Origin of the sequence: Pseudobacteroides sp. (assembly GCF_036567765.1) — a bacterium.
Taxonomy (GTDB): domain Bacteria; phylum Bacillota; class Clostridia; order Acetivibrionales; family DSM-2933; genus Pseudobacteroides.
Genome location: NZ_DATCTU010000032.1, coordinates 43,606 through 58,652 on the forward strand (window position 1 = coordinate 43,606; position 15,047 = coordinate 58,652).

Genomic DNA, 15,047 nt, shown 5'->3' on the forward strand with positions numbered 1-15,047 from the left:
TAGCCTTGGTCGAGATGAAATAGGGTTGTTGAGGATTTGAAAGATTTGTTAAATATTACATTTTACAGAGGATAAATATGAAGAAGAGGATTGTGTTTTTTTTACAAGCATGTATAATAATGGCATCATTAAAGAGCGTTGCTTTTTCGCAGCAGGTAAACATTCCTTCAAGTTACTCTTATATATTGATGGACTCAAAAACAGGACAGGTTTTACTTGAAAATAATGCTGATGTTAAGCTTAGACCTGCAAGTACTACGAAAATTATGACTGCCATTTTGGCTGTTGAAAACGGTAAGCTAGACAGCATTATGGACGTGTCGCAAAATGCTGTGTATGATATTGGTCCAGGTGGTATGAATATTGGTATTATGGCCGGTGAAAGCAATCTTACTTTAGCGAATATGATCAATGTAATGCTTATTAGGTCTGCAAATGAAACAGCTAATATAATTGCTGAAAACATAAGCGGCTCTAATAAGGAATTTGCAAAGAAAATGAATGAGAAGGCTAGGGAGATTGGGGCATTTAATACGAATTTCGTAAATCCATGTGGTAAAGACGATACAAAAGAAGAGGCAAACCATTTATCTACTGCCAGGGATATGGCACTGATTGCCAGATATGCCATGACAAAGCCGGAAATCAGAGAGATAGTGACTAAAGAATATTATAACGATTTGCCTGCAACAAACAAACATCAAAAATGGGATCCTTTAAGATCTACAAATAAACTGCTTTGGTATTCAAATAAATACCCGTATACAATAAATGGTGAGAAATACGAATACGAAGTTAATGGTATAAAGACAGGGTATACCAGTGCAGCAGGAAATAATCTGGTTTCATCAGCTGTAAACAGTGAAGGGCTTGAATTGATAGCTGCAGTAATGCATGTAACAGAAGGTAACAACAAAGTGTTTGCATACACAAAGGAGATATTTAAGTATGGATTTGAACACTTTGCAAACAAAAAGATTGTGTCTTCCAATGAAGTGCTTAAAAGTATACCTATTGAGAATTCTACAAGCAATGAAAAACTGGATTTAATTGCAGAAACCGATTTTTCTTCTATAGTGCCAATAAATTCTCCTGACGATATTACAAAGGATGAGCAAATACAGTTATCTGTTAAGGCACCTGTAAAAAAAGGAGATAAGTTAGGGTTTATAGAATATAAACAAAACGGCGTTTCTGTAGGAAAAGTAAATGTATTAGCTGCACGCAGTATAGAAAATCCTTTAGTAGTAAACCAGGAATCTGAAGAGGTTAAAAAGTCCGATAGTGCTGTAAAAAAAATAATACTTCCCCTTGCTATTTTATGTGTTTCATTTATGCTTTTAAGGTTTGTTATGAGACGCATATCAAGAAGAGCCAGAAGGATGAACAGCCTCTGATAATTTCAAATATGTTATTTCATATGTAAGGGCGGTAGTGTTTATATGGCTTCAAAAAAGGCCAAAAGGATAAGGCTTATTTATAAAAGAATAAGGTTTCTCCTTATATTGTGTTTGCTATTCTTTATGGGGTATCAAATAAATAGAATGTTGTCAGGTGAGAATATAATAAAAGATGTATTAGCTTTTTCACAGCAATTTTCCAAGATAGATTCCATAAACCATCAAGAGGACAACAAAGACAATTTAAATGGGGTTGGTAGTGAAAAAACCGACAGGATTAAGAATGAACTATCTAAATATCTTAGTGGTTTAGATGGTCACTATGGAGTTTATTACTATAATCTTGTAACTAGAGAATCCTTCGGTATTAATGAATACGAAGAGTTTACTGCTGCGAGCACTATTAAGGTGCCGATAAACCTGTATTTGTTCCGGAAGATAGAAACTGGTGATGTGAATCCGTTAGGAACATTAAAATATATAAGGGATGATTTCGAAGGAGGAACCGGCATAATACAGTCTCAGAGTTTTGGTAAGAAGTATACTATAAAGCAGTTGTCGAGATTATCAATAACTCACAGTGACAATGTAGCTACAAATATGCTTTTAAGATATTTAGGAATTAATAACATTAAGAATTACATGAGGAGTATTGGTGGGACTGTTGTCAAAGACGACAAGAATGTTTCCTGTCCAAGAGACATGGGGATATATATGAAGCATATCTATGAGTTTTCCAACACAAATGGTGAATTGGGTATGGAACTGATGGACAGCCTATTAAATACTAAGTTCAATGACAGAATTCCGGCACTTCTCCCTTCAAATATAAAAGTGGCTCACAAAATCGGGACTCAGGTAAATACAGTAAATGATGTGGGCATAGTTTTTAAAGATAACCCGTACATAATTTCCATAATGTCCAAAGAAGTTGATGAGAATAAGGCCCCCGGGGAAGTTGCTAAAATATCAAAAATAGTATATGATTTGGATTAAAATAAAGAATAATATATGAATATATAGATAAAATTACATAGGAGGAGTTTAGTATGCTTTCAAAAAAGGTAGTTAATAACCTGACAAACTCGTCAGGTATAAGAGCAATGTTTGAAGAAGGGGAAAGATTAAGAAAAATTCACGGTGCCCAAAATGTTTTTGATTTTACATTAGGCAATCCCGATATGGAGCCTCCTTCATTGGTAAAGGATACTTTGAAGAAATATATATTAAACGATGAAGCTGGAATTCATAAGTATATGAATAATGCAGGTTTTGCCGATGTAAGGGAAAAAGTTGCTCAAAGTCTGACAAAAGAAACAGATGTCGAGTTAAAAGCAGATAATATTGTTATGACCTGCGGTGCGGCAGGAGGACTTAATATTATTTTTAAATCTATACTAAACCCTGATGAAGAAGTAATCATCTTTGCACCATACTTTGTAGAATATTCTTTCTATATAGATAACCATGGCGGAAAAACTGTGATTGTAAAGCCTGATATGAATACTTTTGAACCCGATCTGAATGACTTAAAAAGCAAAATTTCAAAGAATACCAAAGCCATAATAATTAATTCTCCAAACAATCCCACAGGTGTTATTTACAAAGAGGAAACCTTAATAAAAATTTCTGAGATTCTCAAAGAAAAACAAAAGGAATTCGGAACTGAAATATTTGTAATATCGGATGAACCATATAATAAGCTGGTTTATGATGGGGTAAAGCTGCCTAGCATATTAAAAATATTTGATAATGCCATACAAGGGTGTTCCTTTAGTAAATCATTGTCACTTCCGGGTGAGAGGATAGGATTTGTTGCGGCCAGCCCCAAAATAAAAGAAATAAACATGCTGATGGATGCTTTAATATTCACAAATAGAACTTTAGGATATGTTAATGCTCCTTCACTTTTTCAAAAGGTGATAGCAGAAACCATGGATGTTACAATAAATGTTGAAGAGTATCAGAAGCGTAGAGACATACTTTACAATCACTTGATAGGTCTCGGTTTTACATGCGTAAAGCCTGAGGGTGCATTTTACCTTTTTCCGAAAGCACTTATTGAGGATGATGTTGAGTTTGTAAAGATGGCACTTAAATATAATCTTCTTATTGTACCAGGAAAAGGTTTTGGATGTCCGGGATATTTCAGGATTGCATATTGCAGTAGTTTAGATACAATTAATGCAGCACTTCCTGCTTTTGAAGCTCTTGCTAAGGATTGCAGGGAACTAGGGTAACTATCCTAAAACACTTTCCTTAAGGTTGCAAAATCACGAGCAATTTTATTCATGTATGTTGCGAAAAATATATTGCATGAGCAGATGCTTCAATTGCATTTGTTAGTGTAAGCCCTTTTTCGCAACATATCTATATAAAAAGTGTAAATGAAATACCTATTCCATTTCTACCAGATGAGCCCAATATCTCACCGGCATATGCTGCTTTTGAAGTCCGGGGTTCTTTCTGCTTTTTATAGCTATATTCTTAAAATACAGCTTCCATAGACTTTGAAAACCTTTCTCATCGGAACTTAAGCTGCCTTTAACAGGCTTATCGATGGAAGTTAGGAACCAGCCCTCTTTATCATAGACCACTGCAGATTTTCTCTTTAGGTCATGAATAACCCACCTTTGATCCGAAAGCCTTTTTGAAAAGTGAAGTGCCAATAAACTTATTATGTTGTTATCGGGCTCTAAAGAAGCATAGTAATAATCTCCATCCATAAGCTTAAAGCGGACTAAGCCTAAAAATCTATGGCATTCGCTGGTTACCTTCCGGCTTATTATTCGCACTTTTAAAACGGAATCATCTGTTATAAATCTGTCCACGTCTCTGCCTAATTTAAAGCCAAGCCTTAGGTACTTGTAAATAATATACTCCTTATTTGCCCATTCCGATACATAAACATAATAAATATTCCTCAAAGCTATTGGGGATATCTTTTCTCTGATTGAATTATAAACTTTATCGAATTTTTCCATGTCAGTTTGTACGCTATAATCATTATTAAAAATACCTACTTGTATCATTCCTTCCGGTAATATGTTGAGGGGTATCTCATGTCGGTAGTATGAATCGTAAATTGCACTCAATAGCCCTTCGAAGCTTCCGTCATAGGTATAATTCACCATTTGATTATTCATAAGTGGTCTCCTTTTTTGGGATGTTGAACTGTAATTGGTTTAAACCTGCTCCAAAGTATGAAAATATGGAAATTTGTCCGCTGCATACTTTTTTGGAACCGCCAACATTCTCGGACATTAATTGGTCCCTTAGGTATGTCTCATTAAAGGAGCTTCCGTAGAATTTGCCTTTGCAGGTAATAAAATGCCTTGCTCTTTTCAAAACCACCCCAATCTTTTTCAGGTCATCAAAGCCTATGGAGCAGAGCTTTCTTGTTGATACTATGATTTGAGCGGACTTTACACCAATACCGGGAACCCGTATAAGCATTTGATAGTCTGCCTTGTTGATTTCTAAGGGAAAAAGGTGCATATTGCGAATTGACCAGCATGATTTGGGGTCCAGTTCCAGATCGAAGTTGGGACTTCTATCATCTAAAAGCTCATTGGCATGAAAGGAATAGAATCTCATAAGCCAGTCTGCCTGGTAAAGCCGGTGTTCTCTTAGCAGGGGAGGACTCCCTATAGCTGGCAGGCTGGGATGCTCTACAACTGGAACATAAGCTGAATAGTACACTCTCTTAAGCCTGAAATGCTTATAAAGGTTTTCGGAGAGCTTTATTATGTTGTAGTCATGGTCCGGTGTAGCACCGACAATTAACTGGGTACTCTGTCCGGCAGGAACAAAAGACTGTTTTTTTCTGTATATCCTGTTTTCTTCATTAACAGTTGCTATAGCTTTATTTATAAAGCCCATGGGCTTTATTATGGCCTCCTTGTTTTTATCCGGTGCAAGAAGCTTTAGTCCCTGGCTTGATGGGAGCTCAATGTTTACACTCATCCTGTCAACATACAAGCCAGCTTCATGAATGAGCCTGGTGTCTGCCCCGGGAATTGCCTTTAAGTGTATATAGCCGTTGAAGGAGTGCTCTTCTCTTAATAGCTTTACTGTTTTAATGAGAAGTTCCATGGTATAGTCGGGGCTTTTAATAACGCCTGAGCTTAGAAAGAGACCTTCTATATAATTTCTTCTATAAAAATTTATAGTGAGGTTTGCCACTTCATGTGGAGTAAAAGCAGCTCTTGGGGTGTCATTGCTGCATCTGTTAACACAATATGTACAGTTATATATACACTGGTTTGCAAAAAGTATTTTTAATAGTGATATACATCGGCCATCTTCCGACCAACTATGGCAAATACCAGCCTTATGGCCATTGCCCAAGCCGTTTGGAGTATTCTTCCTGTTGCTGCCGCTTGAGGAACATGATACATCGAATTTTGCTGCTGCAGATAAGATTTCCAGTTTGGTTTCCAGTTCCATTTCATCACCTTTTCGTCATATGTGGTTATTACAGCTAATTTATCACAAATTCATCAATAAATCAAACATATGTTCGGGTTGATATTGTGGATTTTAAACTGTATAATACGCTTATACCGTTCTAGCCGGGAAGATTTTATATTTGCTTTAATTTTCTTTGAATATCTAAATAAAGAAAAATATAGAAGGGTTATTATATGACACATTTTAAAATATTTTAACGGGGGTATATTTATGAGAGCTATCGTAACAGTTATAGGTAAGGACAGGGTCGGAATAATTGCCGGGATCAGTAATGTATTGGCGGATAACAATGTAAACATATTAGATATAAACCAAACAACACTTCAGGATGTTTTTACCATGATTATGCTTGTAGACATTTCAGGCCTTGTAATAGATTTTACAAAACTTGCCGACAGGTTGGAGAGAAAAGGCGAGGAACTTGGTCTTTCAGTAAGGATCCAACATGAAGACATCTTTAACTCAATGCATAGAATTTAGGGGGATGGATTAATGATAAGAACAAGGGAAGTACTTGAGACAATCAATATGATACAGGAACAGTGCCTTGACATAAGAACAATCACAATGGGTATATCGTTAAGGGATTGCTGCCATAAGGACTCAAAGCAGTCGAGGCAAATGATTTATGATAAAATAACCAGGCTTGCAGCTGATTTAGTAAAGACTGGGAATGATATAGAAAAGGAATATGGTATACCCATTATTAACAAAAGGGTTTCTGTAACTCCTATTTCAATTATTGCTGAAAGTTCCGATGAAGAAGATTATGTGAGATTCGCAGAAATTTTGGATAAAGCGGCTGATGCAATCGGTATAAACTTTATAGGAGGCTTTTCGGCACTGGTTCATAAAGGTTATACAAACGGAGACAGGAAACTTATAAGATCAATCCCTGAAGCACTTAGTTCCACTAAATTAGTGTGTTCATCAGTTAATGTGGCAACATCAAAAGCGGGGATAAATATGGATGCAGTGAGAGAAATGGGGGAAGTAATAAAGAGGGCTGCAGAGCTATCAAAGGATGATAACAGTCTGGCTTGTGCAAAGCTTGTGGTGTTTTCAAATGTTCCTGAGGACAACCCCTTTATGGCAGGTGCATTTCATGGAATAGGTGAGCCGGAATGTGTGATTAATGTTGGCGTAAGTGGTCCGGGAGTTGTAAAAAGTGCTTTGGAGAAGGTAAGGGGTGCGGACTTTGGAACTGTATCCGAAACCATTAAAAAGACTGCTTTTAAAATTACCAGAATGGGTCAGTTGGTAGCACAGGAAGCTTCAAGAAGGCTTAATACGGAGTTTGGTATTGTAGACCTTTCATTGGCCCCAACCCCGGCAGTAGGTGATAGTGTGGCGTACATTTTGGAGGAAATGGGACTTGAGAAATGTGGTGCTCATGGAACAACTGCAGCTTTGGCACTATTAAACGATGCAGTCAAAAAAGGTGGAGTTATGGCGTCATCATATGTTGGGGGATTGAGCGGTGCTTTTATACCGGTAAGTGAAGATGCCGGAATGATTGAGGCTGTCAAGGCTGGTGCTCTTACATTGGAAAAACTTGAGGCTATGACCTGTGTATGTTCAGTAGGGCTCGATATGATTGTTATACCGGGTGATACCAGTGCTTCAACCATATCTGCGATTATAGCCGATGAGGCTGCCATAGGTATGATAAATAATAAAACGACTGCGGTTAGAGTTATTCCTGCCTACGGAAAGAAAGTAGGAGATATTGTTGAATTTGGAGGGCTTTTAGGTTCGGGACCTGTTATGAACGTGAATAGATTTGGCAGTGAGGAATTTATAAAGCGCGGAGGCCGTATACCCGCACCTATCAACAGTTTGCGAAATTGATGAATAGTCTAAAATTTCTCACCTCAACATAAAGGTTGATGTCTAGGGTAACGGGCTGTAAGTAAGATTACAGACTCGTTATCTTTATATACATATATAAATTATTCTGGAGTGACCAAAATGCCTAAAAATTATATTATAGCTGTAGTTCTTATTATTTTAAATATCATTGCGTTCATTATTTCCGGTATTGATAAATATAAAGCCCGACATAAAAAACAGAGAATATCGGAAAAAACGCTTTTTCTGTTGGGGATAATCGGGGGATGCCCGGGGTTATATTCATCTTTTTTTGTGTTCAGACATAAGACCAGGCACATGAAATTCATGATAGGAATTCCTATTATTTTTGCTATACAGGTTACAGCAGTTTTATTAATCAAAGGTAAAATTTATTAAATATATTTTTAAATTTTGCCTGAGGTGCTATAATATTCCCAAGAGACTTTTTGGGGTGATTAGCTATATTTGACAATAGCAAATTTAAAGGTATTATAGAAACACCGAAGCATTCAAAGATTATTTTAAAAGGATCATCAGGTTCCGGTAAGACCACCATATTACTGGAAAGGTACAAATATATGGTGGACAGGCTGGGGATACCAAGTGAGAAAATATTGATACTTTTATTAAATAGGACTCAATCCCTTGATTGGAGAACAAAAACCTTTCTTAAGGGGTCCGGGAACATTTGGAGAACTTCATATTATGGATTTATTCAGAGTGAAATCAGGACCCATTATCCGATTGTATTAAAAAACTGCAGAGATATTATGGACCGAAGGATAAAGCCGACTTTCCTTACTTTTGAGTCTGCCCAGTTTTTGGTATCTGCAGTTATCCAGGCACACAGGGAAAGAAAGGGAATATTCCCAGGGGTGACATCATTTACAGATAGGATATCCATAGATATTACTTCAAATCTTGTTAAAGCGGCAACCTCAGGTATATCTTATAAGGATATAGGTAAAAGGCTGTACAATTCTCTGGAAATCAAAGATGACCTCAAAAAGCAGATTTTCAGTGATGCTGATAATATTACCGCTGCATACAGAAATAAGTGCATTGAGCTTGGAGTGTTTGATTTTGCCATGGCTGTTGAGCTTTATAATAATTGCCTTATTACGGATGATTTCTATAGAGAGCAGCTATTTAAGAGGGTGCAGCATTTAATAATAGATAATCTTGAAGAGTGTGTGCCTACAGAGGTTGATTTTATCGAATTGCTTCTGCCTAATGTCAGGTCTTGTCTTTTCGGTTATAACCATGAGGGCGGGTATGGTCAGGTTTTCGGCAGCAGCCATGAGTATGTGAAGGAAAAGCTTTTGGGTAGGTGCAAGGTTATAAACCTTGATAGCTCTTTTACATGTCAAAGCTTTATGTATGAATTCTCAGACATGCTTTATGAATACATTGAGGGAAATACTGCCTTCAAAGCATCAAATAAAGCATTTGTTGAGAGGACCCAGCCTGTTGAACTTAGAAGTGAGATGTTAGAACTTATAGGTGATAAAATAGTAAAACTCATAAGGGAAGAGGGTTACCTTCCTTCGGATATAACAATTCTATCAACGTATGCAGACCCAGTTACTGAGTTTGTTATCGGAAGAATATTGGAAGCTAACGGTCTGACTTTAAACAATCACTCAAGAAAAAACAGAATAATAGATAACCCCTTTTCTCAGGCACTTATTACATTGGCTTTACTTTGTCATCCCTCATTCAATCTTCCCCCTAACAGGGATAATGTGAGAGCTTTAATAAGGCTGATATTAAAGATTGACCCAATAAGAAGCTCTATTCTAGCAGATGAGATTTGCAGGCAAAAGCCCTTTGCAAAGTTTCCTGATATTGAGTTTCCAGGTCTAGTAGAGAGAATAGGATACTATAATATAGAAAAATATGAATATATAAGAAATTGGATTGATGAATACAGGGAGCTAGAAAATAAGCTGCCGATAGATGCCTTTCTGCAGAAGGTTTTTCTTGAAATACTTGTATCCCATGATTTGTCCGATAATGATGTATTACAGGCAAAAAATCTCATAGATAGTGCTCAAACATTTGTCGAAATAGTATCGAGGTTTAAGAATATCAGTGTGGACAAGGGTTTTTTAGAAATGGTAAGAAGCGGGATTAAAGCTTCAGAGAGTATTTTTGAATTGGAGGAGAAATTGCAAGGCAATTCGGTTGTATTAACTACTCCTGTATCCTATCTATCATGCTCAATGACTTCTAAGGTTATTATATTAAGCAGTTTGAGCAGCAAAAATTGGACGCCTAGAAGCATTAAGGAATTAACTAATGTTCATGTTCTTTCTAAAACATGGGATGACAAATCTATATACACAGAAGAACTTGAGGAAAAAAATCAGAAGGAATATCTTGCTATGATCATGAGATCTGTACTTAAAAGATGCAAAGATAAAGTTATAACATTCGAATCCATTCTTTCAGCTAATGGATTTGAAAATGATGGTATTTTGGGGGAATATTTTGATGAAATTCTGGGATAGTTTATAATTTGTTTGAAATTCATAAGTCTTATCAAAAAATCAAAAAATAAATCATAAAAAAAACCGTGCAAATTGATTATAATAGATTATAGAGATTAGATATATATTTAGTTGATTCGTAATAATATTATTTTTTACATAGGGAAGCAATTGAGATATCGCTTGATTTCTTCCTTTTTGTTGTCCGTTTTTTCTTTAATTTTATATAAGGTGGTTAAGGAAGTAATATTAAACGAGTTACATACACTAATATATTTTAACGAGATCGGTTGTTACTGGGTTCTTCGTTGTATGTTTCATTGATTTACTTTTGCATTTATACGAGAAACAATGTTCGAGGGTTTAATTAATTTAGAGATATTAGTCTAGCTATGCATGAATTGATTGTTTTACTGCAGCGTTATTGTTTTTCGAACTTTGAAAAATTCATATGAGCATATAAATAGCTTTTATATAAAGTAATGCTGAATAATATTTAAGCTGTTAAGATTAACTATACACTAATAAATGATTTTTTTACTACTGATTATACAAAATTAAACATACTCTTTATTCGAACCAATAACACACTTCATTCTTGAAAGATATAAGTATTCTCAACTCCAAGCAGATATTAGATCTATTGGGTTATAATATTTATATTACCTATTGCTGATTTGATCCTGATTTATAACAATTTTCACATCTAGTACGAAATCCATACTTTACAATTTTTTAATAATTGATTATTGACTAAAAATTAATTCTTCAGGAATAAATAAACTGGTCTTTATTTAATAGATCAAATAATGATTGATATTATTTGAAAAAGGCAAATTAGAAAGATCGTTGATTAAATATAATTTTTCTGAAGATATTTGCGGTTTTGTTTTATAATGCGTACAAAAACCGCAAATTAATTTTTATTACTATTTTGAGAGGAGTGATATATCAACTTAACAAAAGCCAATACATTCTGTTGAGACTCCAAAAAGTTATATTAATAACAGAATACGGAAAGGATAGAGCATACAAATAGCCGCATATTTGCGACTGAGAATTAACAGAGAGAAAGACTAAGGGGTTTTACTTATCTTATCTAAGGGGTAAACTAGAAAAGTGCTTAAAGTTTCGTTTTATAAATAAGTACGGAACAAAATAAAGGGGGTTTATCTAAGTGAAAAAGAATAAAATATTTGCACTTGTTCTAATGATGGTTATGTTAGTTTCTAATTTGTTTCCAATTGTATCGTTTGCGGCCTCAGCAGTCAATGTAGTTATAGGCACAGCCGCAGGAGGTCAGGGTGATTCCGTAACTATACCTGTAAGTTTTCAAGGTATAACAGCCGGAATCAATAATTGCGATTTTAGATTGTCATTTGACAGCAATGCGATGGAGCTTGAAGAAGTTACACCTGGAATAATCGTGCCTAATGCTGTTGTAAATTTTTCTTCATATTGTGGTAAATCCGGAGTTGTTTCATTTTTATTCAGTGATTCAACACAAGGGTTATTACCGATTACCATCAACGGTCCTTTTGCCAATTTGAAATTTAAGATTAAGGATAACGCAGTAAGCGGAAATTATACTGTAAAAATGGATTCCGTAGGATCATTTTCAGACACAAGAGGCGGAAAGATCAATCCAGACTTCGCATCAGGTGCTTTGAATGTTAAGGGGGATGTAAAACAAACGCCTACACCTACAGCAGTTGTTACAGATGGCTTAAAGATATCGGTTGAATCAGCCGAGGCCGTTGCAGGTCAATCTGTTACAGTACCCATCAGTTTTAAAAATGTTCCAATTAGTGGAATAAATAACTGCGATTTTAGATTACAGTTCAACAGTGATGTTTTTGAAATGGAAAGCATTATTCCAGGTTCAATTATATACAATTCCTCAACAAATTTCTATTCTTATGCAAAGAGTAACGGAACAGTATCTTTCTTGTTTGCAGATGCTACACAAGGTTCAAATCAGATAAAGAATGACGGTTTGTTTGCAAGTGTAAAGCTAAAGGTAAAGGATAGTGCAGCTGCAGGGGATTACATGTTGGTATCCTCAAAAGTTGGGGCAATATCAAGCATTAGTCCATCTGAAGCATACAAGATGACACCGGTTGACGCATTTATAGATGGAGGTACTATTAAAGTATCTGCATCAAAAATTACACCAACACCGGCTACACCGACTCCTGTTGTTACAAATGCAAAGGTAAGCATTCAAATAGGAGACACAAATGGTGAGCCTGGAAATGAAATTTATATTCCAATAATATTTGAGAATATTCCTGAAACAGGAATTAACAATTGTGACTTCAAGGTTTCCTATGATAGCAACGTTTTACAAATAAAAGATGTTGAGGCTGGAGCTATAATTCCTTCTGCATTAACTGATTTTTCTGCCAATTACAGCAAGGCAGGACAGATATCAATCTTATACAGCGATGCTACTCAAGGGTCTAACCCGATTGTAACTAAGGGAATGTTTGCAAAAATCAAGGCAGTAATAAAAAGTACTGCAATAGCGGGTACATACGACATAAAAATCAGCAGTGTGGGTGCATGTTCAACAAAAAACATGCAATCTGTAAAAGTAACATCAACTAATGGTAATGTTACCATTGCTTCAATCAAGCCAAGTGCTACAATTACACCTACTCCTACACCTATAGTTTCTGAAAACAAGATTGATGTGACTGTAGGCAGCCAGCAGGGTGACGCTGGAAGTGTTGTAACTGTTCCGGTAAACTTCAGTGACGTACCTGCAAATGGGGTAAATAACTGTGACTTCAGACTTTCTTTTGACAGCAGTGTAATGGATATTGTTGAAGTAAAGGCTGGAGATATTATACCAAGTCCTCTGACTGACTTTGTTGTTAACAAGAGTGCAGGAATCATATCATTCCTGTACAGTGATGCAACTCAGGGTTTAAATCCTATAGTTAAAGATGGTGTTTTTGCAAATATCACCGTAAAAATTAAGGAAAATGCACCAGCAGGTAAATATCAGATCAAGTTTATCAAAGTGGGTTCTTTCTCCAGTAAGAATATGGTTGCTATAAAAGCCAGTACAAAAGATGGTGAATTAATTGTTAATAAGGCACAGAGTACACCAACAGCTACACCTACTGAAACCCCGGCAACACCTGTAAGTACTCCTACAAATGCTGCTGCATTAAAAGTAAAGGTTGATATTGGAAATGTTACAGTTGAAGGGCAGGAAGCCATAGTGCCTGTAAGCTTCACTAATGTACCTGAACAAGGTATAAATAATTGTGACTTTAGATTATCATTTGACAGCAGTGCATTAAGTATTACTAGTGTAACCCCAGGTGATATAGTAACTCTTCCAAGTGTTAACTTTACTTCAAACAGCAATAATGGAATTGTTGCATTCCTCTATAGTGATGTTACACAAGGTCAAAGTCCAATAATAAAAGACGGTGTCTTTGCAAATATCAAGTTTAAAGTTTTAAATCCTGATGTAACAGGAAATTACCAAATAACATTAAGTAGTATTGGTGCTTTCTCAAGTAAAAACATGGTTCGTGTTGAGCCTGTATTTACAAACGGAAAGGTGACTGTAATTGCTGTAAAGGCAACAGCAACTGCTACACCTACATATACTCCTACACCAACATCTACCTTCACACCGACACCAACAAGTACGCCAAAGCCAACAAGTACACCAAAGCCAACAAGTACACCAAAGCCAACAAGTACTCCAACGCCAACAAATACTCCAACACCAACAGTTACACCAACTGCTACTCCTACTAATCCGGCATTGAAAGTGAATGTAGAAATAGGCAATGGAAAAGGTAAGCCAGGTGATGTAATAGAGATTCCTGTTAACTTTAATGGTGTGCCTGCAAACGGTATAAACAACTGTGATTTCAAATTGATGTTCAATAAGGATGCACTTGAAATTATGAGCATAACAGCAGGATCAATAGTTCAGCTTCCTGTAGCCAATTTCTCATCCAATATTGATTCACAGGGGTATATATCATTCCTTTTCAGTGATGCAACTCAAGGCTCATTACAGATAGTTTCTGATGGAGTGTTTGCTGTAATAAAGGCTAAAATAAAGGATAATGCTACATCTGGGGATTGCAAGCTAAGCCTCAATCGTGTAGGGTCATTCTCAGCATTCTCAAACGGCAAAATATCCCAGATATTGCCATCCTTCGCAGAAGGAAAAGTAACTATTGCAGCAGCTGATCCTACGCCGACTCCAACTCCTGTCGCTGATGGATTAAGAGTTATTGTAGAGGACTTCAACGGTAAAGCAGGCAGCACTGTAACAGTACCGGTTAAATTCGAAGGGCTTACTGAAGAAGGATTAAATAACTGTGACTTTAGACTTTCTTACGATACTAGTGTTATGGAAGTAGTAAGTGTTGATGCTGGTTTAATTGCAACTTTACCAATAGTTAATTTTGTCGGTTATTTCGGAACTCCTGGTGCTATCTCATTCCTGTTTAACGATGCTACACAAGGATCCATGCCTATAAAGGAAAATGGGGTATTTGCCAACATAACATTAAAATTGAAAGCTGATGTCTCATCTGATTCCGACAGCTTAAAGATTTCTAAGATGGGATCATTCTCTGACCCAAGCCGTAAATCAATTAAGGCATCTGCAATTGTTGAATAACTAAATACTGAATATAAATAAAGTGTTATCTTAGTGAATTGACTTCACATAGCAATTTGGAGAAATTATCTTTAAACTGCTATGTGAAGTTTTTTAAATATTTAGGAAATTGTGTCGTATTCTACACCATAATTTTTTACGACAACATTAAGGTTGACTATAGGT

10 protein-coding genes are annotated in these 15,047 nt (G+C 36.0%); 8 read left to right on the top strand and 2 right to left on the bottom strand.

Features of this window, described 5'->3' with window-relative positions:
• The first annotated feature begins 77 nt into the window (after nucleotides 1–77).
• Genes VIO64_RS04755 through VIO64_RS04765 form a run of 3 tightly spaced genes read left to right on the top strand, consistent with a single transcriptional unit; the run spans nucleotide 78 to nucleotide 3,640 of the window.
• Nucleotides 78–1,397, top strand: coding sequence for a D-alanyl-D-alanine carboxypeptidase family protein (locus VIO64_RS04755; protein ID WP_331915691.1), 1,320 nt, complete (start codon nucleotides 78–80; stop codon nucleotides 1,395–1,397).
• Nucleotides 1,398–1,442: 45 nt separating this feature from the next.
• Nucleotides 1,443–2,396 carry a serine hydrolase gene (locus VIO64_RS04760; RefSeq protein ID WP_331915693.1) on the top strand — a complete coding sequence of 318 codons (954 nt, stop codon included), beginning with the start codon at nucleotides 1,443–1,445 and terminating at the stop codon, nucleotides 2,394–2,396.
• 53 nt (nucleotides 2,397–2,449) lie between these two features.
• The gene (locus VIO64_RS04765) at nucleotides 2,450–3,640 is read left to right on the top strand and encodes a pyridoxal phosphate-dependent aminotransferase (RefSeq protein WP_331915695.1); all 1,191 of its coding nucleotides are present in this window, start codon (nucleotides 2,450–2,452) and stop codon (nucleotides 3,638–3,640) included.
• A 156-nt stretch (nucleotides 3,641–3,796) separates the two neighbouring features.
• Here the strand turns inward: VIO64_RS04765 and VIO64_RS04770 are convergent, their stop codons facing one another.
• Nucleotides 3,797–4,546, bottom strand: coding sequence for a TIGR03915 family putative DNA repair protein (locus VIO64_RS04770; protein WP_331915697.1), 750 nt, complete (start codon nucleotides 4,544–4,546; stop codon nucleotides 3,797–3,799).
• Nucleotides 4,539–5,849 (bottom strand): putative DNA modification/repair radical SAM protein, encoded by a 1,311-nt coding sequence (locus VIO64_RS04775; protein ID WP_331915699.1) that lies wholly within the window; start codon nucleotides 5,847–5,849, stop codon nucleotides 4,539–4,541. Before VIO64_RS04775 ends, VIO64_RS04770 begins: the two co-directional genes overlap by 8 nt.
• Before the next feature lie 234 nt (nucleotides 5,850–6,083).
• Between VIO64_RS04775 and VIO64_RS04780 the strand changes: the two genes are divergently transcribed.
• From VIO64_RS04780 to VIO64_RS04800, 5 genes are all read left to right on the top strand, one after another.
• The gene (locus VIO64_RS04780; RefSeq protein ID WP_331915701.1) at nucleotides 6,084–6,353 is read left to right on the top strand and encodes an ACT domain-containing protein; all 270 of its coding nucleotides are present in this window, start codon (nucleotides 6,084–6,086) and stop codon (nucleotides 6,351–6,353) included.
• A 12-nt stretch (nucleotides 6,354–6,365) separates the two neighbouring features.
• Nucleotides 6,366–7,724 carry a PFL family protein gene (locus VIO64_RS04785; protein ID WP_331915703.1) on the top strand — a complete coding sequence of 453 codons (1,359 nt, stop codon included), beginning with the start codon at nucleotides 6,366–6,368 and terminating at the stop codon, nucleotides 7,722–7,724.
• Nucleotides 7,725–7,844: 120 nt separating this feature from the next.
• Nucleotides 7,845–8,123 carry a DUF1294 domain-containing protein gene (locus VIO64_RS04790; protein ID WP_331915705.1) on the top strand — a complete coding sequence of 93 codons (279 nt, stop codon included), beginning with the start codon at nucleotides 7,845–7,847 and terminating at the stop codon, nucleotides 8,121–8,123.
• A 95-nt stretch (nucleotides 8,124–8,218) separates the two neighbouring features.
• Complete coding sequence (locus VIO64_RS04795; RefSeq protein ID WP_331915972.1) at nucleotides 8,219–10,240, top strand: UvrD-helicase domain-containing protein; 2,022 nt, start codon at nucleotides 8,219–8,221, stop codon at nucleotides 10,238–10,240.
• 1,156 nt (nucleotides 10,241–11,396) lie between these two features.
• Nucleotides 11,397–14,882, top strand: a complete 3,486-nt coding sequence (locus VIO64_RS04800) for a cohesin domain-containing protein (protein ID WP_331915707.1) — start codon at nucleotides 11,397–11,399, stop codon at nucleotides 14,880–14,882.
• Nucleotides 14,883–15,047: the final 165 nt, after the last annotated feature.

What these genes read in the sequence shown, in the direction of transcription:
- VIO64_RS04755 (WP_331915691.1), top strand. Translation starts at nt 78, where the DNA reads ATGAAGAAGAGGATTGTGTTTTTTTTACAAGCATGTATAATAATGGCA.
- VIO64_RS04760 (WP_331915693.1), top strand. Translation starts at nt 1,443, where the DNA reads ATGGCTTCAAAAAAGGCCAAAAGGATAAGGCTTATTTATAAAAGAATA.
- VIO64_RS04765 (WP_331915695.1), top strand. Translation starts at nt 2,450, where the DNA reads ATGCTTTCAAAAAAGGTAGTTAATAACCTGACAAACTCGTCAGGTATA.
- VIO64_RS04770 (WP_331915697.1), bottom strand. Translation starts at nt 4,546, where the DNA reads ATGAATAATCAAATGGTGAATTATACCTATGACGGAAGCTTCGAAGGG.
- VIO64_RS04775 (WP_331915699.1), bottom strand. Translation starts at nt 5,849, where the DNA reads ATGGAACTGGAAACCAAACTGGAAATCTTATCTGCAGCAGCAAAATTC.
- VIO64_RS04780 (WP_331915701.1), top strand. Translation starts at nt 6,084, where the DNA reads ATGAGAGCTATCGTAACAGTTATAGGTAAGGACAGGGTCGGAATAATT.
- VIO64_RS04785 (WP_331915703.1), top strand. Translation starts at nt 6,366, where the DNA reads ATGATAAGAACAAGGGAAGTACTTGAGACAATCAATATGATACAGGAA.
- VIO64_RS04790 (WP_331915705.1), top strand. Translation starts at nt 7,845, where the DNA reads ATGCCTAAAAATTATATTATAGCTGTAGTTCTTATTATTTTAAATATC.